At 65.8% G+C, this 17,506-nt stretch carries 15 protein-coding genes and 1 pseudogene; 14 read left to right on the top strand and 2 right to left on the bottom strand.

The genetic code is table 11. The features are described from left to right. Positions 1 to 21 precede the first annotated feature (21 nt). Positions 22 to 237 (top strand): cold-shock protein, encoded by a 216-nt coding sequence (locus BRAO375_RS07685; RefSeq protein WP_006612991.1) that lies wholly within the window; start codon positions 22 to 24, stop codon positions 235 to 237. A gap of 247 nt (positions 238 to 484) precedes the next feature. Here the strand turns inward: BRAO375_RS07685 and BRAO375_RS07680 are convergent, their stop codons facing one another. Then, positions 485 to 1,123, bottom strand: coding sequence for an outer membrane protein (locus tag BRAO375_RS07680; RefSeq protein ID WP_009026897.1), 639 nt, complete (start codon positions 1,121 to 1,123; stop codon positions 485 to 487). 256 nt (positions 1,124 to 1,379) lie between these two features. Between BRAO375_RS07680 and uvrC the strand changes: the two genes are divergently transcribed. From uvrC to BRAO375_RS07630, 10 genes are all read left to right on the top strand, one after another. Then, positions 1,380 to 3,440: an excinuclease ABC subunit UvrC gene (uvrC, locus tag BRAO375_RS07675; protein WP_009026896.1), complete on the top strand. Its 2,061-nt coding sequence runs from the start codon at positions 1,380 to 1,382 to the stop codon at positions 3,438 to 3,440. A gap of 192 nt (positions 3,441 to 3,632) precedes the next feature. Beyond that, positions 3,633 to 3,968, top strand: a complete 336-nt coding sequence (locus BRAO375_RS07670; protein WP_009026895.1) for a GIY-YIG nuclease family protein — start codon at positions 3,633 to 3,635, stop codon at positions 3,966 to 3,968. A 253-nt stretch (positions 3,969 to 4,221) separates the two neighbouring features. Beyond that, on the top strand, positions 4,222 to 4,839 hold the full coding sequence (gene pgsA, locus BRAO375_RS07665) for a CDP-diacylglycerol--glycerol-3-phosphate 3-phosphatidyltransferase (RefSeq protein ID WP_035639482.1): 618 nt from the start codon (positions 4,222 to 4,224) through the stop codon (positions 4,837 to 4,839). After that, positions 4,836 to 5,087, top strand: a complete 252-nt coding sequence (gene moaD, locus BRAO375_RS07660) for a molybdopterin converting factor subunit 1 (RefSeq protein ID WP_009026893.1) — start codon at positions 4,836 to 4,838, stop codon at positions 5,085 to 5,087. The genes pgsA and moaD overlap by 4 nt, the downstream gene beginning before the upstream one ends. Before the next feature lie 36 nt (positions 5,088 to 5,123). After that, the gene (locus BRAO375_RS07655) at positions 5,124 to 5,588 is read left to right on the top strand and encodes a molybdenum cofactor biosynthesis protein MoaE (RefSeq protein WP_009026892.1); all 465 of its coding nucleotides are present in this window, start codon (positions 5,124 to 5,126) and stop codon (positions 5,586 to 5,588) included. Beyond that, the gene (prmB, locus tag BRAO375_RS07650; protein ID WP_009026891.1) at positions 5,588 to 6,553 is read left to right on the top strand and encodes a 50S ribosomal protein L3 N(5)-glutamine methyltransferase; all 966 of its coding nucleotides are present in this window, start codon (positions 5,588 to 5,590) and stop codon (positions 6,551 to 6,553) included. Before BRAO375_RS07655 ends, prmB begins: the two co-directional genes overlap by 1 nt. Positions 6,554 to 6,858: 305 nt before the next feature. Beyond that, positions 6,859 to 8,202, top strand: coding sequence for an omega-aminotransferase AptA (aptA, locus tag BRAO375_RS07645; protein WP_009026890.1), 1,344 nt, complete (start codon positions 6,859 to 6,861; stop codon positions 8,200 to 8,202). Positions 8,203 to 8,539: 337 nt separating this feature from the next. After that, complete coding sequence (locus BRAO375_RS07640; protein WP_035639479.1) at positions 8,540 to 9,085, top strand: phage holin family protein; 546 nt, start codon at positions 8,540 to 8,542, stop codon at positions 9,083 to 9,085. A gap of 328 nt (positions 9,086 to 9,413) precedes the next feature. Next, on the top strand, positions 9,414 to 11,015 hold the full coding sequence (locus BRAO375_RS07635; RefSeq protein WP_009026888.1) for an EAL domain-containing protein: 1,602 nt from the start codon (positions 9,414 to 9,416) through the stop codon (positions 11,013 to 11,015). A 15-nt stretch (positions 11,016 to 11,030) separates the two neighbouring features. Next, positions 11,031 to 11,885, top strand: coding sequence for a TIGR01459 family HAD-type hydrolase (locus tag BRAO375_RS07630; protein WP_009026887.1), 855 nt, complete (start codon positions 11,031 to 11,033; stop codon positions 11,883 to 11,885). A 71-nt stretch (positions 11,886 to 11,956) separates the two neighbouring features. On the opposite strand, the gene BRAO375_RS07625 is transcribed toward BRAO375_RS07630, so the two are convergent. Further along, positions 11,957 to 12,352, bottom strand: coding sequence for a response regulator (locus BRAO375_RS07625; protein ID WP_006613531.1), 396 nt, complete (start codon positions 12,350 to 12,352; stop codon positions 11,957 to 11,959). Between the two features lie 267 nt (positions 12,353 to 12,619). Here BRAO375_RS07625 and BRAO375_RS07620 point away from each other — a divergent pair, with 267 nt between their 5' ends. The 3 genes and pseudogenes from BRAO375_RS07620 to BRAO375_RS38510 form a co-directional block, all read left to right on the top strand. Then, positions 12,620 to 13,600, top strand: coding sequence for a bifunctional riboflavin kinase/FAD synthetase (locus BRAO375_RS07620; RefSeq protein WP_009026886.1), 981 nt, complete (start codon positions 12,620 to 12,622; stop codon positions 13,598 to 13,600). A gap of 304 nt (positions 13,601 to 13,904) precedes the next feature. Continuing rightward, positions 13,905 to 17,003: an isoleucine--tRNA ligase gene (ileS, locus tag BRAO375_RS07615; RefSeq protein ID WP_009026885.1), complete on the top strand. Its 3,099-nt coding sequence runs from the start codon at positions 13,905 to 13,907 to the stop codon at positions 17,001 to 17,003. A gap of 403 nt (positions 17,004 to 17,406) precedes the next feature. Continuing rightward, positions 17,407 to 17,506 (top strand): annotated as a pseudogene (locus BRAO375_RS38510) (signal peptidase II); the annotation flags it as partial.

Below are 17,506 nucleotides of genomic sequence, written 5' to 3'. Positions count from 1 at the left end.
TTGCGGGGGAGGAGTTTCCCGATGGCCATGACTGGGACAGTCAAGTTCTTCAACGGTGAGCGCGGCTACGGCTTCATCAAGCCGGACGACGGTGGTCGCGACGTGTTCGTGCACATCACGGCGGTCGAGCGCGCCGGTCTGAAGGATCTGACCGAGGGACAGCGTATCAGCTTCGAGGTTGAGCCGGACAAGAAGGGCAAAGGCCCGAAAGCGGTGAACCTGGTCCTGTCGTCGTAGCCACGGCCCGCTCGACACGCTCGCGCCGCGCGAGTTGTTGCAGCGGGCATCGACGTCGATTCATCAGTCGAGAGCTGCCGGCAACGCGGCCGGTCGACGTGCAGAGCGATCGTTCGATCTGTGCGTAAGGGCTGCGTACCCGGACGCGCGTCCTGATGTTCGCTATTCGAGGGACAAAAAAATCCCGGCCGCGCGAGCGGCCGGGAGGTTGTCGTTTGACGTTTCTTCTTCCTATCCCGTCATGCCATCAGAAATGGAAGTTGATGCCTGCGCGGATCAATCCAGACCGATAGTCGTTCTTCGCCCCCGTGATCACGAAATTATTGCTGTCGAGATCGACATACAGATACTCGATCTTGGCGGACCAGTTCTGCGCCAGCCCGAACTCGGTGCCGACACCGAGCGTCCAGCCCACCGCGGTATGCGATTCCGAAACGCCGAAGGTCTCCGCCCGCAGACCGCCCAGCGCGAGACCGCCGGTGCCGTAGAACAGGATGTTGTTGAAGGCATAGCCGGCGCGGCCGCGCAGCGTGCCGAACCAGGGATTGGAGAACTTCCACGGCGCGAAGGTGTCATTGGCGCCGCTCAGATTGATGTCGCCCTCGATGCCGAACACCCAGGGGCTGCCGTTCTGCCAGTTGTAGCCCGCCGTCAGGCCGCCAACGAGTCCGGACGGCTTGGTCAGGCTGTTGCCCACCGTGCCCCATTCATAGCCCAGCGTGCCGCCAAGATAGGGGCCGGCCCAGCTATAGGCATTGAGAGGCTGGTTCACCGTATAGGGCGCGCGGCGCCCATAGCCGAGGTCGGCCGCCTGCGCCGACACCGATCCGACAGCCACAGCGCCCAAGCCCGCCGCAGCGGCAGCACCGACCAAGAACCTGTTCATCGCTCACTCCACGCCACTCGCCGTCACCATTCCTGAGCAAGCGCCGCGCGATCACGGCGCGGGCCGGCATGGTTACGGAACTCCGTCTCTTTTCGTGAGCATTTATCGAGAGTTTTAGGTTAAGCCGTTGTTAAGCCCGGTTAGCGGGCCATTAACGTGCTTAACGAAGCGTTACCGCCTTCCTGGTCTGCCCTGCCCTGTGCATGGCGTCAGCACATGCTGGCGGGACGGCGCCGCAGCGCTTAATTTGCAGGACATGACCACCCACAGCTCCGATCCACCCCAGGCGCCGACGCCCGCGAACCGGCGTGGCGCCGCAGCCGATCTGCCGCCCGAGGCCACCGACACGCCGGATCTCGATCCGGCCGCCGCGGCCGACGAGGACGATGACGGCCGCCTGCCGGAGCTGACGGAGGACGCGGAGCCGGTCGGCGAGGGCCCACTCGCGATCGGCCATGCCGCGATCGAGAACGCGGTGCGGCTGGCGCCGACCTCGCCCGGCGTCTACCGCATGCTCAACGCCGCCCACGACGTGCTCTATGTCGGCAAGGCCAAGAACGTCAAAAAGCGGCTGTCGTCCTACGCGCGCGCCAACGCGCCGCTGCCGGCGCGCATCCTGCGCATGATCGCGGCCACCGTGACCGTCGAGATCGTCTCGACGACGACGGAGACCGAGGCGCTGCTGCTCGAGGCGAACCTGATCAAGCAGCTCAAGCCGCGCTTCAACGTGCAGCTGCGCGACGACAAGTCGTTCCCCTACATCCTCATCACCGGCGACCATTGGGCGCCGCAGATCCTCAAGCACCGCGGCGCGCAGTCGCGTCCAGGGCGCTATTTCGGACCGTTCGCCTCGGCCGGCGCGGTCAACCGCACCATCACGGCGCTGCAGCGCGCCTTCCTGATCCGCTCCTGCACCGATTCGTTCTTCGAGAGCCGCACCCGCCCCTGCCTGCTGCACCAGATCCGGCGCTGCGCCGGCCCTTGCACCCAGGAGATCGACTTCCCCGGCTATACCGAGCTGGTGCGCGAGGCGACCGACTTCCTGTCCGGCCGCAGCCAGGCGGTGAAGGCGCTGCTCGCAAGCGAGATGGAGAAGGCCTCCACCGAGCTCGAATTCGAGACCGCCGCCGTGTATCGCGACCGTCTCGCCGCGCTGTCGGCGATCTCCTCGCAGCAGGGCATCAACCCGCGCACGGTCGAGGAAGCCGACGTGTTCGCCATCCATCAGGAGGGCGGCTTCTCCTGCGTCGAGGTGTTCTTCTTCCGCACCGGCCAGAACTGGGGCAACCGCGCCTATTTCCCGCGCGCCGAGAAGACGTTCACACCAGAGGAGGTGCTGTCCGCCTTCATCTCGCAATTCTACGACGACAAGCCGCCGCCGAAACTGATCCTGCTGTCGCATGAGATCGAGGAGGCCGAGCTGCTCGCCGAGGCGCTGTGCGTGAAGGCCGGCCACAAGGTCGAGGTGTCCTGCCCGAAGCGCGGCGAGAAGAAGGACCTCGTCACGCATGCGCTGACCAATGCGCGCGAGGCGCTCGGCCGCAAGCTCGCGGATACCGCGACGCAGAGCCGCCTGTTGGAGGCAATGACCGCGACGCTAGCACTGCCGCAGATCCCGAAGCGCATCGAGGTCTACGACAACAGCCACATCCAGGGCACCAACGCGGTCGGCGCGATGATCGTCGCCGGTCCCGACGGCTTCATGAAGAACCAGTACCGCAAGTTCAATATCAAGTCGGAGGGGCTGACGCCCGGCGACGACTACGCGATGATGAAGGAGGTGCTGCAGCGCCGCTTCAAGCGGCTGGTCGCGCCGTCTGAGAAGGACCTCGCGCGCGCGGCCAAGGAGGACGACGTGCCGCAATGGCCTGATCTCGTCATCATCGACGGCGGGCGCGGCCAGCTCAACGCTGTCCGCGAGATCTTCACCGAGCTCGGCGTCAGCAACGTCGCGCTGATGTCGGTCGCCAAGGGCCCGGATCGCGACGCCGGCCGCGAGACGCTGTTCATCCCGGAGCGCGAGGCGATCAAGCTCGAGCCACGCGATCCCGTGCTGTATTTCATCCAGCGCCTGCGCGACGAGGCGCATCGCTTCGTCATCGGCTCGCACCGCAAGCTGCGCAAGAAGGACATCCGCGAGGCCGGCCTGCAGGAGATCCCCGGCATCGGCCCGTCGCGCAAGCGCGCGCTGCTGCATCACTTCGGCACCCTGAAGGAAATCGAGCGCGCCTCGATCGCCGATCTCGGCAAGGTGCCGGGGGTGAGCGCGGAGAGCGCACGGAAGATTTTCGAGTACTTCCACAGCAACGCGAGTTGAGCGGACCGGCCGCACCTGTTTACGCGGCAGCTTGAGCCCGTCTTTTTCCATCGTCATTCCGGGGCGCGCGCAGCGCGAGCCCGGAATGACGTGGATGGGCCGGTGCCGGCTTCTCCCGATGCGGACGCAGAAATTATTTTACCCGGGCAAATTTATCCGATATACACCCGGATCAAAATCCGGAGCCCCATCATGACCCCCGACCAGCGCAAGGCGGCTGTGGCCGCCTACAAGGAGCGCAAGACTCCCGCCGGCATTTTCGCCGTGACCTGTGCCGCCACCGGCGCGCGCTGGATCGGCTGCGCGCCGGATCTCGAGAAGATCCAGAACCGTCTGTGGTTCACTCTGCGCCAGGGTGGCCACCGGCGCGGCGGGCTGCAGGCCGCCTGGGCCGCCCATGGCGAGGGCGCGTTCAGCCTGGAAGTGCTCGAGACCTTCGACGATGAGGCGCTGACCTATGTCCGCGACCGCGTGTTCGCGGAGCGGCAGGCGCACTGGTGCGCGGTCCATCAGGCCGAGGCGATCTGAGGCGGCCGCGCGTCGCGCTCCTGTCATTGCATCGCAATATCGTCGATCGGCCTCTCATCGCGCGGGGCCGATCAGAAGACTGGCGCCGCGGCGTGCCGTTGCTTAAGGAAGCGTTACCGCTCTCTTTGTCCCGGGCGGGAGAGTTCCTATCTCAGCAAGAGTTCGTTGCGATTCGCGTCATATCTGCGTCATCCTGCCCAGGCTGCCCGGCTCGGAGGTTGACGTTCGGACGGCGGCAGTATTGGTACACCGGATGAATATTGCGACCACACGCGTGCCCAGCAAGACGTCGACGTCCCTGCCGAACATCCTGACCTATACGCGCATCGCCGCGATACCGGTCGTGGTGGGTTGCATCTACGCGCAGTCGATCATGGACTATCCGCTATGGCTGCGCTGGGTCGCGGTCGCCGTGTTCATCGCCGCCGGCGTGACCGATTACCTCGACGGCTATTACGCCCGCATCTGGAACCAGCAATCGGCGTTCGGCCGGATGCTCGACCCGATCGCCGACAAGCTGCTGGTCGCCTCGTGCCTGCTGATGCTCGCCGCCGACAACAGCATCCATGGCTGGACCCTGTGGGCCGCGATCGTGATCCTGTGCCGCGAGATCCTGGTCTCGGGCCTGCGCGAATATCTCGCCGCGCTCCGCGTCAGCGTGCCCGTCACCAAGGTCGCGAAGTGGAAGACCACGATGCAGCTGATCGCGATCGGCTTCCTGCTCGCCGGTGAGGCCGGCGACCAGGTGGTTCCGGTGGTGACCATGATCGGCATCGTGCTGCTGTGGGCCTCGGCGATCTTCACGATCTACACCGGCTACGATTATTTCCGCGCCGGCATCCACCACCTCATCGAGGAAGACTCGCGATGAAGGTGAAGTATTTCGCCTGGGTGCGCGAGCGCATCGGCAAGGCCGAGGAGACCATCGAGCCACCGGCCGATGTCCGCACCGTGAGCGAGCTGATCGCCTGGCTGACCGCGCAGGGCGAAGGCTACGCCTATGCGTTCGAGAAGCCGAAGGTGATCCGCACCGCGATCGACCAGACCCACGTGCAGCCGGACACGGCGATATCAGGCGCCCGCGAGATCGCGTTCTTCCCGCCGATGACCGGCGGCTGAGGCGCGCCAGAAGACAACGGCCAGAAGAAAACCGCCATGACCGCGATCGTCACCGTCCGCGTGCAGCACGAGGATTTCGACACCGCCGCCGAGATCGCGGCGCTCGGCAAGGGACGCACCGACATCGGCGCGATCGTCAGCTTCTCCGGCCTGTGCCGCGGCAACGACCATGAGACGCCGATCTCGGCGCTGACGCTGGAGCATTATCCGGGGATGGCCGAGGCCGAGATCATGCGCCATGCCGAGCAGGCGATGGCGCGCTGGCCGCTGCAGGGCCTGACCGTGATCCACCGCTTCGGCCGCATCACGCCCGGCGAGAACATCGTGCTGGTGGTGACAGCGTCGAGCCACCGCCAGGCGGCATTCGAGGCGGCCGAGTTCCTGATGGACTATCTCAAAACCAACGCGCCGTTCTGGAAGCGCGAGGAAACCGAAGACGGCGGCAGCTGGGTCGAGGCCAAGAGCCACGACGATGCCGCCGCGGCGCGCTGGACGAAGTGATGGCAAAGACGACGAAGGCGGCAGCGCCGCGCAAGACGGCGGCTCCGAAGCTGCCGAAGGTCAATGCCGGCGAGCTCGTGACGCTGCTCGATTACCTGCGCTATGCGGTGAGCTGCTTCCAGAACGCCGATCTGGTGTTCGCGCACGGCACCACCGATCCGGTCTCGGAGGCCGCCTTCCTCATCGGCGAGGCGTTGCATCTGCGCCCCGATCAGTTCGAGAGTTTCGTCACCGCGCGGGTCACAGCCGCCGAGGGCAAGACAATCATTGACCTGATCACGGCGCGGATCACCACGCGCAAGCCGGCCGCCTATCTCGTCAACAAGGTCTACATGCGCGGCCTGCCGTTCTATGTCGACGAGCGCGTCATCGTGCCGCGCTCCTTCATCGGCGAGCTTCTGGAGACCCATTTCGGCGGCGCCGAGGCCGACGGCACGTCGCTGATCGACGATCCCCTGGCGGTCGACAGCGTGCTCGACCTCTGCACCGGCTCCGGGTGCCTCGCGATCCTCGCCAGCCGCCACTTCCCCAATGCCGTCATCGACGCGGTCGACATCTCCAAGGACGCGCTCGCGGTCGCAGCGAAGAACGTCGCCGAGTACGACGTCGGCGAGCGCATTTCGCTGCATCGCGGCGACCTGTTCGCGCCGCTGAGCCAGCGCCGCTACGACCTGATCATCACCAATCCGCCCTATGTCGATGCCGAGGGCATGGCCGGGCTGCCCCGGGAATGCCGCGCCGAGCCGCGGCTCGCCTTCGACGGCGGCGCCGACGGCCTCGACATCATCCACCGCATCCTCGCCGAGGCCCGCGACCACTTGACCGCCGAAGGCGGGCTGCTGTGCGAGGTCGGCCGCGACCGCCCGCAGATCGAGGCGGCCTATCCCGACCTGCCGCTGCTGTGGCTCGATACCGAGGACTCCGAGGGCGAGGTGTTCTGGATCACCGCGCGCGATCTGGTCTGACTTAACGCGGCGAAGGCGCTGCCACGAAATGACGCAGCGGACTTCCAATAAACGGCACAAACTGCTGCCGCTGTGCAGAATTCGCTCACCAGGGCAGCGCCAACGCCGGACCTTTGACATTTCCGTCGGCCCGCGAAACTGATAGCTTGGCGCCGGCCCGGATCATCGGCTGACCACGTCGGCGCGCGCATTCAGGCCCCTCACGCACGATCCGTTTCGGTCAGTGTCTGGCAATCGGTCTGCCACCTTTCCGGGTCATGCTGTCGCCGTCGCACAATCTGCCTTGAACGTCCGAAGAGGTCCCCATGCTGGACAAGAGCCCCCGCCCCGCCGTCACCGTCCCGAATGATCTTGCCGCGCATTGGATGCCGTTCACCGCGAACCGCGCCTTCAAGAAGAACCCGCGCATGCTCGCCGGCGCGAAGGACATGCACTACATCACCGTCGACGGCCGCAAGATCATCGACGCCGCCGCCGGCATGTGGTGCTGCAACGCCGGTCACGGCCGTAGCCAGATCGCGGAAGCCATCGGCCAGCAGGCCGCCGCGCTGGACTACGCGCCGCCGTTCCAGTTCGGCATTCCCCAAGCGTTCGAGCTGGCGAACCGCATCGCCGATCTCGCGCCCGCCGGCCTCGACCACGTGTTCTTCTGCAACTCCGGCTCGGAGGCCGCGGACACCGCGCTGAAGATGGCGCTTGCCTATCACCAGATCAACGGCCAGGGCAGCCGCACCCGCCTGATCGGCCGCGTCCGCGGCTATCACGGCGTCGGCTTCGGCGGCACCTCGGTCGGCGGCATCGTCAACAACCGCAAGATGTTCGGCACCCTGCTGACCGGCGTCGACCACATCCCCGCGACCTATGACCGCGAGAAGCAGGCCTTCACCAAGGGCGAGCCGGAGTACGGCGCGCATTTCGCCGAGGAGCTGGAGAACCTGGTCGCGCTGCACGGCGCCAACACCATCGCCGCCGTGATCGTCGAGCCGATGGCCGGCTCCACCGGCGTGATTCCGGCGCCGAAGGGCTATCTCAAGCGGCTGCGCGAGATCACCCAGAAGCATGGCATCCTCTTGATCTTCGACGAGGTCATCACCGGCTTCGGCCGTCTCGGCCATGCCTTCGCCGCCGAGCGCTACGGCGTGACGCCGGACCTCCTGACCTTCGCCAAGGGCGTCACCAATGGCGCCGCACCGATGGGCGGCGTGCTGGTGCGCGACACCATCCACGACGCCTTCATGAGCGGCCCGGAGCACATGGTCGAGTTCACCCATGGCTACACCTACTCGGCGCACCCGATCGCCTGCGCCGCCGGCCTCGCCACGCTCGACATCTACCGCGACGAGAAGCTGTTCGAGCACGCCAAGGCGATCGAGCCGAAATGGGCCGACGCCGTGATGTCGTTGAAGGGCCTGCCCAACGTCCTCGACATCCGCACCGTCGGTCTCACAGCCGGCATCGACCTCGCCCCGCTGCCCGACGCCGTCGGCAAGCGCGGCTACAGCGCGATGGAGCAGGCCTTCCACAACACCGACATGATGCTGCGCATCGCCGGCGACACCCTGGCCCTGACCCCGCCGCTCATCATCAACGAGGACCAGATCGGCGAGATCGTCGAGAAGGTCGGCAAGGTGATCAAGGCCGTGGCGTAAGCCGCGCGGCCATCGAGCTTTCACCAAATGGCGGCCCTCGCGGCCGCCATTTCCTTTTTTGTCGCGCATGCAAGGAACGTCATTCCGGGGCAGTCGTCATGCGCAGCAGCGAAGCAGCTGCGCATGACGACTGAAACCGGTATCTCGAGCTTGTTAGCAACGCGCAAGAGAACACCGAGATTCCGGGTTCAAGGCCTGCGGCCTTGCCCCGGAACGACGGCCGTCGAGGCGGATCGCTTTCGCCAACGACGCCTTCCCGCCGGAACCTTCGCAATTCCTCCACGTTCATGTCGCGAGCCGGCGGTTTACGCGGCGAATGAACGATCGGAGAACGCGCATGCTTGCACCGCCGGGAGAGCTGTTGCGATTGGGGCTCGAACAGAGGCTCAACCGTGTCAAGCGCGCCACCCAGTCCTACATGCGCGACCGCGCGCGGCAGGCGACGGGCACGGTGACGTCGTACGCCGTGGCCGCCGGGCTGTTCGCTGCGGCCGGCATCTTCCTGATCGCGGCCTGCATCGTCGGACTGACCGCGTTGTTCCGCTGGGTGGAAATGAAATACGGGCTGTTCCCCGCCTTTGCGGTGGTCGGCGGTCTGATGGTGGCGCTCGCGGTGATCTGCGCGGTCGTCGCAGCGGTCAAGCTGCGCAGCCCGACACCGCATTATCCATCGCTGTCGAGCCGCCTGCGGGTGGCGATCGCCGCGCCAGTGGCGCAGCAACCGGACAGCGACGAGATCGATCCGGATACGATTCCGCTGGCGCCATCGGCGTCGGCGACTCACGTCCGCACGCCGGGACGAATCAACGTGCCCGTCGGCGTTGCCGTGGCGGCGCTGCTGCTCGGCGTGGCCGCCTTGCGCCGGCGTCATCGTAACGCGTGACACCGCGAGCTGTGACGCCGGCATGACGGCGGCATCTCGCGTGTCGCCACCACAGCATTCCACGACCTATTTGAGCTGATCAGTTTTTCGGCGCCACATCCGCCGCGCGCCCATCGTGTCGAAATGTGTCGCGCATTTTCCTGCGCGCAGCCTCCGTTGTTCTACGGGAGGCGGACACTACGATTAAACTCCACCTCCACACGAAAACTTGCGTAAATGACACGCAGCGCGGAAATCATCCACGCTGTCCGGTATTTGAATCCTGCCGACTATCCTCGCGAATCAGCAGAAGTGCTAAGGTTGTGTTCGGTTGGGAGCGTCGCGCAGCATGATTCGTATCTCCACGATTTTCATTGCCATCTGTATGGTTCTGGTCGCGGCGTCGCTCGGCCTGATCCTGTATTCGATGGCCGGGATCAGTGGATCCGAATCGGCCATCGTATCGCTGGCTGCGCTGACCTTCCTCATCCTCTACAACGCGGTCTCGATGCGGCTGCGCGACCGCTCCGACGTCGGCAGCCAGATCGCCGATCTGTCGCGCGGCACTGCGGATCTTGCCCGCCAGGTCGCCGAGTTCGGTCGCCGGCTGTCGGCGATCGAGGGGCGCATGGTATCGTCGAGCTCGGTCAGCGCCGACCGGCTGCAGGGCGTGGTCGGCGAGATCAACGAGCTCGGCGGACTGATGAAGCAGCTCGCCGTCACCGTCGCCCAGCACGAGGACCTGATCGCCGCCATCCCGCAGCAGGCGGCGCCCGTCATTGCGGATGCCCCGGCCGCTGCGCGCGAGGCCAGCCCTGTGCCTGCAGCTCCCGTGGCATCCGCCGTCTACCCCGATCCGAAGGCTGCGCCGTCGCCCAGCTTCGATGTCAAGCCCAAGGAAGCGACCGCCACGTTCGGCGCGGCTCCGGCCATCGCCCCCGTGGTGCGTCCGCCGGCCGCTCAGCCCATGACCGCCGCGGCCTCGACACCGGCGGCGCCCTCGGTGACACCATCAGCGCCTGCCACTCCGTCAGTGCCGCGCAGCCAGCCGCAGATCCTTGCCGCCGTGAAAGGCGCGATCGAGGACAACCGCCTCGACATCTATCTGCAGCCGCTGGTGACGCTGCCCCAGCGCAAGGTGCGCTTCTACGAGGCCGTGACGCGGCTGCGTGACGATCGCGACCAGATCGTCGCCGCGGAGGATTTCATCGGCATCGCCGAGGCCGCCGGCCTGGTCGGGCGCATCGACCACATGGTGCTGCTTCGCTGCGTCCAGGTGCTGCGCCGCCTGATGGTCCGCAACAAGGATGTCGGGATCTTCTGCAACCTCTCCTCGGCAACCCTCAGCAGCCCCGCGAGCTTCGCCCAGTGCCTCGACTTCCTCGAAGCCAACCGCGCGCTGGCGCCGTCCTTCGTGCTCGAGTTCAAGCAGTCGACTTTGCGCAACCTCGGACCGACCGAAACCGAGCACCTCGCGGCGCTGGCGCAGCGCGGCTACCGCTTCTCGATCGACCATGTCACCGACCTCCGCTTCGAGCCGCGCGAGCTGGCCGACCGTGGCGTCCGCTTCATCAAGGTTCCCGCCGCGCTGCTGCTCGACCCCAAGCAGAGCTCGGTCTCCGACATCCACCCGACTGATCTGTCCGACCTGCTCGGGCGTTTCGGCATCGACCTGATCGCGGAGCGGATCGAGGGCGAGAACAGCGTCGTCGACCTGCTCGACTACGACGTTCGTTTCGGCCAGGGCTTCCTGTTCGCGCCGCCCCGCCCATTGCGACCCGAGGGCGCATCTGCTACCGGCGAAGCCGCTGCCGGCCCTTCGGGCGGGCAGGACATCAAGATCCAGGACCCCAATGCCGCCGGCACTCCCACTCTCGACGCGTCGAATGCCAACGCAGCAACGCGCAGCGGCAACGCCGCTCTGGCCCGTCGCATCGCCGGGACCATCTAAGTCGCGTCGCCTGCCATGACCGCGCTTCACTTCGAGGAGCGGCTGCGCGATCTGGTCGGCCGCAAGCGGGTGCTGCTGAGCGACATCTGGGGCGTGGTCCATAACGGCCTGGAATCCTTCCCCGAGGCCTGCGACGCGCTGCACCGCTTCAAGCGCGAGGGCGGCACGGTCATCCTGATCACCAATGCGCCGCGGCCGGCCGATTCGGTGCAGCGCCAGCTGCGCAAGCTCGGCGTCGCCGACGAGGTCTACAGCGCCATCGTCTCCTCGGGCGACCTGACGCGCCAATACGTCTCCGACCATCCCGGCGGCAAGGTGTTCTGGCTCGGCCCGGAGCGCGACAACTCGATCCATCGCGGCCTCGACCTGGCGTTGTCGCCGCTCGAACAGGCCGACTACATCATCTGCACCGGCCTCTATGACGACGAGACCGAGACCGCCGAGGATTACCGGCCGATGCTGCTGCGCGCCCGCGAGCGCAAGATGCCGCTGATCTGCGCCAATCCGGACATCGTCGTCGAACGCGGCGACCGGCTGATCTACTGCGCCGGCGCCATCGCCGAGCTGTACCGCGAGCTCGGCGGCGAGGTGATCTTCTACGGCAAGCCGCACCGGCCGATCTACGAACGGGCGATGCAGCTCGCCGAGCAGCATGCCGGCCGGAAGGTCGCGCGCGAGGAGGTGCTGGCGATCGGCGATTCCGTCCGCACTGATCTCGCCGGCGCGCACGGCTTCGGCATCGACTGCCTGTTCGTCACCCGCGGCATTCATTCCGAGGAGTTCGCCGGCATCGACCAGCTCGATCCGGCCTCGGTCAAGGAGCTGTTCGGCCACCCGCCCCGCGCCCTGATGCGCGAGCTGAAATGGTGACCTGAGCCTGAAACGAAAAACGCCCGGCCAAGTGCCGGGCGTCTTTCAATTCAATGTGGATCAAGCCGGCTTCAGGCCGTCGCCATGTCCGGGAACACCGCGTCGATCTTGGTCTTCAGGGTCGCAGCGTTGAACGGCTTGACGATGTAGTTGTTCACGCCGGCCTTCTTGGCCGCGATCACGTTCTCGGTCTTGGATTCCGCGGTGATCATGATGAACGGCGTGGTCGCCAGGTTCGGATCGGCGCGGACCTCGCGGAGCAGGTCGTAGCCGGTCATCGGCTCCATGTTCCAGTCCGAGATCACGAGGCCGTACTTCTTGGCGCGCATCTTGTTCAGCGCCATCGAGCCGTCGCTCGCGTCGTCGATGTCCTCGAATCCGATCTGCTTCAGAAGATTCCGGATGATACGGATCATGGTGCTGTAATCGTCGACGACGAGCACCGGCATCGTCAAATCAACCGCCATCTTGACTCCCCCAACGCGTACGCAACGCGCAGACTGTTACCAAACGCTCTTTCGGCTCAGGTCTTTCAACGACCCCCGCCATCCGGGCTCAGGAGTAGCATCAGCCGTTAAACAGCGCGTTAACTGCGCTGCGGCTGCATGTCGCTAATGCTGCGCTGCATGCGCCAGGGAACCCCTTCGGCTTGACTTCGGCAGGCCGGCCGCCCACGGTCGACGGCAACGTCCGCCCGCTGGCGGCCCCCGAAATCCGCGAGATATTTCCGTCACATGTCCGCATTCCAGATCATCCGCGATGCCACCCCGCCACAGGACATTCTCAAGGGGGCGGTGGTGGCGATGGGAAATTTCGACGGCGTCCATCTTGGTCACCGGGCCGTGATCGAGGCAGCCGTCGAGATGGGCAGGGCCAAGGGCCGCCCGGCTCTGGCGCTGACCTTCGAGCCGCATCCGCGGCGATTTTTCAGCCCGAACACCCCGCAATTTCGCCTGACCGACGAGGCCGCCAAGCTGCGGCTGCTGGCCGGAACCGGGCTCGCCGGGGCCGTGGTCATGACCTTCGACAAGGGCCGGGCCCAGACCTCGGCGCAGGACTTCATTCACCACGAGCTCATCGGCCGGCTCGGCGTGGCGGGGATTTCTGTCGGCTACGATTTCCATTTCGGCAAGGGACGGGTCGGCTCGCCCAGCCTGCTCGCCAGCGAGGCACCCAAGCTCGGCATCACGGTCGAGGTCCAGCCGCATGTCGACATCGACGAGCGGCCGGTGTCGTCGACTGCGATCCGCGAGGCGCTGGCCGAAGGCCAGGTCGCCGAGGCGACCGCGATGCTCGGCGGCCCCTGGTTTGTCTCCTCGGAGGTGATCCACGGCGAGAAGCGCGGCCGCGACCTCGGCTACCCCACCGCCAACATGCGGCTCGACCGCGATTGCGGGCTGCGCCACGGCATCTATGCCGTCCGGGTCGGCCGCGGCCGCGGTGCCAACCGGGTGCTGATCGACGGCGTCGCCAATTTCGGCCGCCGCCCGACCTTCGACAACGGCGCGCCGCTGCTGGAAAGCTTCCTGTTCGATTTCAAGGACAGCCTCTACGGCGAGGTCCTGGACGTCGCCTTCATCGGCTTCATCCGCGAGGAGGCCAAATTCACCTCGATCGACGCCCTGATCCGGCAGATGGACGACGACAGCGCCAAGGCGCGCGCCGTGCTGGCGGCGAATGCCGGCCTCTTCCCCCGGCTCGGCGAGATTGGCTGACCCTCCACGGCTGCCGTCATTCCGGGGCAGCCCGCAGGGCTGAACCCGGAATCTCGAGATTCCGGGTTCGATGCTGGCGCATCGCCCCGGAATGACGCCGCAAGCGCAGGATCGCTTTGCGATTCCGCGGTCCGGCTGCTATGACGAGGCCCCATGTTGATACGGCGCACCATCGGCATTAGCGGCCCGGCTTCCGCCTGAGCTTTTCGAGCTCGGCGCAAGACCGGGATGTCTCTGCTCGTTCCGCCGCCCGCGATCCTAACATCGCGCCTCCGCGCCCCTCTTTGAGCTCATCAAGATCACGATGTCCGACAAGCCGCAAAAATCCGACGCCGCAAAAGCCGACGCCAACGATTACTCCAAGACCCTCTACCTGCCGCAGACGGAATTCCCGATGCGCGCCGGCCTGCCGCAGCGCGAGCCGGAGCTGCTGAAGTACTGGAACGACATCGACCTCTACGGCAAGCTGCGCGAGACCGCCAAGCACAGGCCGAAATTCGTCCTGCATGACGGCCCGCCCTACGCCAACGGCAACATCCATATCGGGCACGCGCTCAACAAGATCCTCAAGGACGTCGTGACCAAGAGCCAGCAGATGCTCGGCCACGATTCCAACTACGTGCCGGGCTGGGACTGCCACGGCCTGCCGATCGAGTGGAAGATCGAGGAGGAGAACTACCGCAAGAAGGGCAAGACCAAGCCCGACTTCCGCGATAGCGCCGCCATGGTCGCGTTCCGCCGCGAGTGCCGCGCCTATGCCGAGCATTGGCTCAACGTGCAGCGCGAGGAGTTCAAGCGTCTCGGCGTGATCGGCGACTGGGACCATCCCTACGCCACCATGACCTATCCGGCGGAAGCGCAGATCGCGCGCGAGCTGATGAAGTTCGCCGCCAACGGCACGCTGTATCGCGGCTCCAAGCCCGTGATGTGGAGCGTGGTCGAGAAGACCGCGCTCGCCGAGGCCGAGGTCGAGTACGAGGACTATCAGTCCGACACGGTGTGGGTGAAGTTCCCGGTCGCAACAGCCTCGGGCGGACAGTGGGAGTGGATCGACCTGCTGCTAAAGTCCTATGTTGTAATCTGGACGACCACTCCGTGGACACTGCCTGGAAACCGGGCGATCTCATTCTCTCCAAAGATTGAGTATGGGCTCTATCGGGTCACGTCCGCTCCGGAAGGAAATTGGGCGAAAGTCGGAGAGACCTATATTCTAGCGGACAAGCTCGCCTCGGACGTGTTGAAGCAGGCAAAGGTTGAAGGGTTCGAACGCGTTACCGACGTTCCTTCGGACATTCTTAAGTTCATGCACTGCTTTCATCCGCTAAAGGGTGATGCATATGACTTTTATGTCCCGCTCTTGCCCGGCGAGCACGTCACCGACGACACCGGGACCGGCTTCGTGCACACGGCGCCCGGCCACGGCCGCGAGGATTTCGACGTCTGGATGGCAAACGGCCGCGAGCTGGAGAGCCGCGGCATCGCGACCACGATCCCCTACACCGTCGACGAGAACGGCGCGCTGACCGACCACGCGCCGGGCTTCACCGGCAAGCGGGTGATCAACGACAAAGGCGAGAAGGGCGACGCCAACGAGGCAGTCATCAAGGCGCTGATCGACGCCGGCATGCTGCTCGCGCGCGGCCGTCTGAAGCATCAGTACCCGCATTCGTGGCGCTCGAAGAAGCCGGTGATTTTCCGCAACACGCCGCAATGGTTCATCGCGATGGACAAGGACATTCGCGGTGGCGCACATGATAAGGCCTGGAACGCGAGCGCCGGCCGCTCAAGAAGTCATTTCGACTCACTTGATGCAAGTCATCCTCCAAGCGAACGCTGGGATACTATCCGAAAGCGTGCACTTGCTGCGATCTCGGTGACGCAATGGGTGCCGGCCGCCGGCCAGAACCGCATCAACGGCATGATCGCCAACCGCCCGGACTGGGTGATCTCGCGCCAGCGCGCCTGGGGCGTGCCGATCGCCGTGTTCGTGCGCGAAAAGGGCGACGGCTCCGCCGAGATCCTGCAGGACGAGGCGGTCAACAACCGCATCGCCGACGCTTTCGAGAAGGAAGGCGCCGACGCCTGGTACGCCGACGGCGCCCGCGAGCGCTTCCTCGGCTCCCGCGCCAACGAGGACTGGAAGAAGGTCGACGACATCTGCGACGTCTGGTTCGATTCCGGCTCGACCCACGCCTTCGTGCTGGAAGACCCCGTGCACTTCCCCGGCCTCGCCGGCATCAAGCGCAAGGTCGATGGCGGCCAGGATACGGTGATGTATCTGGAAGGCTCGGATCAGCATCGCGGCTGGTTCCATTCCTCGCTGCTGGAGAGCTGCGGCACGCGCGGGCGCGCGCCGTATGACGTCGTGCTGACGCACGGCTTCACGCTGGACGAGAACGGCCGCAAGATGTCGAAGTCGCTCGGCAACACCGTCGAGCCGCAGAAAGTCATCAAGGATTCCGGCGCCGACATCCTGCGCCTGTGGGTCTGCGCCACCGACTATGCCGACGACCAGCGCATCGGCCCGGAAATCCTGAAGAACACCATCGAGACCTACCGCAAGCTGCGCAACAGCATCCGCTGGATGCTCGGCACCTTGCACCACTACAAGCGCAGCGAGGCGGTCGCGTTTGCCGACATGCCGGAGCTGGAGCGGCTGATGCTGCATCAGTTGTCGCAGCAGGCCGAGGTGATCCGCCGCGCCTATGCCGCGTTCGACTACAAGACGGTGATCGCCTCGCTTGCGGCGTTCATGAACACCGAGCTCTCGGCGTTCTATTTCGACATCCGCAAGGACACGCTGTATTGCGACCCGCCGTCATCGGTGGCGCGCAAGGCGGCGCTGACCGCGATCGACCTGATCTGCGACGCCATCCTGAAATGGCTGGCGCCGGTGCTGTCCTTCACCACGGACGAGGCGTGGCGGATGTATCGCCCCGACGCCGAGCCGTCGGTGCATCTGACGTTGTTCCCCGACGCGATGGATGGCTATCGCGACGATGCGCTCGCCGCGAAATGGGAGACCATCCGCAACGTCCGCCGCGTCGTCACCGGCGCGCTGGAGCTCGCGCGCGCCGCCAAGACCATCGGCTCCTCGCTCGAGGCGTCGCCGATCATCTACGTCGCCGATCGCGCCCTGCTCGGCACCCTGTTTGACGCCGATCTCGCCGAGATCTGCATCACCTCGAACTACGAGGTCCGCGAGGGCGAGGCGCCGGCGGAGGCCTTCCGGCTCGATGCGGTGCCAGGTGTGGCGGTGGTGGTCGAGAAAGCCGTCGGCAAGAAGTGCGCCCGCTCCTGGAAAATCCTGGAGAGCGTCGGCGAGGACAAGGACTATCCCGACGTCTCCCCGCGCGACGCCCAGGCGCTGCGCGAATGGAAGGCGCTGGGAGTCGGCGTGTGATGCGCGATCGCGCCACACTCAAGAATGTCGTCCCGGCGGACGCCGGGACCCATAGCCACCGGCCTTGGTGGTGACGAAGGACGATGACCCGGACCGTTTCCGCCAACACGCATCACGCGGTATGGGTCCCGGCGTTCGCCGGGACGACGGCGGAGGGTGCCAGGACGTCTCGGCCCCAGCGTGTAGTGACAGCATCCCGCGTGATGTTGCCCGCCTGCCCGCACCACCCACAACTGTCGTCCCGGCGAACGCCGGGACCCATAACCACCGGCCGTCTTGGTGAGCAAAGACTGATGACTCCGAGTCCTTTTCACCAACGGGCCGTCCGCGGTATGGGTCCCGGCGTTCGCAGGGACGACAGCCGTGTTTGTGGCCGGCTTGGTCGTCAACTCACCAGCTTGCAATGACCCCCCGCCTCCGCCTCGGTCTCATCGCCGGCTTCGCCACCCTGGTCATCGACCAGGCCTCCAAGCTGTGGCTGCTGTACGGATTCGACCTGCCCA

It is taken from the genome of Bradyrhizobium sp. ORS 375 (assembly GCF_000239775.1).
GTDB lineage: Bacteria > Pseudomonadota > Alphaproteobacteria > Rhizobiales > Xanthobacteraceae > Bradyrhizobium.
This window is presented reverse-complemented; position numbering and strand designations above follow the sequence as displayed.

Coding starts and splice junctions, on each gene's coding strand:
- BRAO375_RS07685 (WP_006612991.1), top strand. CDS start 22: ATGGCCATGACTGGGACAGTCAAGTTCTTCAACGGTGAGCGCGGCTAC.
- moaD (WP_009026893.1), top strand. CDS start 4,836: ATGAAGGTGAAGTATTTCGCCTGGGTGCGCGAGCGCATCGGCAAGGCC.
- BRAO375_RS07640 (WP_035639479.1), top strand. CDS start 8,540: ATGCTTGCACCGCCGGGAGAGCTGTTGCGATTGGGGCTCGAACAGAGG.
- uvrC (WP_009026896.1), top strand. CDS start 1,380: ATGACCACCCACAGCTCCGATCCACCCCAGGCGCCGACGCCCGCGAAC.
- aptA (WP_009026890.1), top strand. CDS start 6,859: ATGCTGGACAAGAGCCCCCGCCCCGCCGTCACCGTCCCGAATGATCTT.
- prmB (WP_009026891.1), top strand. CDS start 5,588: ATGGCAAAGACGACGAAGGCGGCAGCGCCGCGCAAGACGGCGGCTCCG.
- BRAO375_RS07670 (WP_009026895.1), top strand. CDS start 3,633: ATGACCCCCGACCAGCGCAAGGCGGCTGTGGCCGCCTACAAGGAGCGC.
- ileS (WP_009026885.1), top strand. CDS start 13,905: ATGTCCGACAAGCCGCAAAAATCCGACGCCGCAAAAGCCGACGCCAAC.
- BRAO375_RS07625 (WP_006613531.1), bottom strand. CDS start 12,352: ATGGCGGTTGATTTGACGATGCCGGTGCTCGTCGTCGACGATTACAGC.
- BRAO375_RS07630 (WP_009026887.1), top strand. CDS start 11,031: ATGACCGCGCTTCACTTCGAGGAGCGGCTGCGCGATCTGGTCGGCCGC.
- BRAO375_RS07680 (WP_009026897.1), bottom strand. CDS start 1,123: ATGAACAGGTTCTTGGTCGGTGCTGCCGCTGCGGCGGGCTTGGGCGCT.
- BRAO375_RS07635 (WP_009026888.1), top strand. CDS start 9,414: ATGATTCGTATCTCCACGATTTTCATTGCCATCTGTATGGTTCTGGTC.
- pgsA (WP_035639482.1), top strand. CDS start 4,222: ATGAATATTGCGACCACACGCGTGCCCAGCAAGACGTCGACGTCCCTG.
- BRAO375_RS07655 (WP_009026892.1), top strand. CDS start 5,124: ATGACCGCGATCGTCACCGTCCGCGTGCAGCACGAGGATTTCGACACC.
- BRAO375_RS07620 (WP_009026886.1), top strand. CDS start 12,620: ATGTCCGCATTCCAGATCATCCGCGATGCCACCCCGCCACAGGACATT.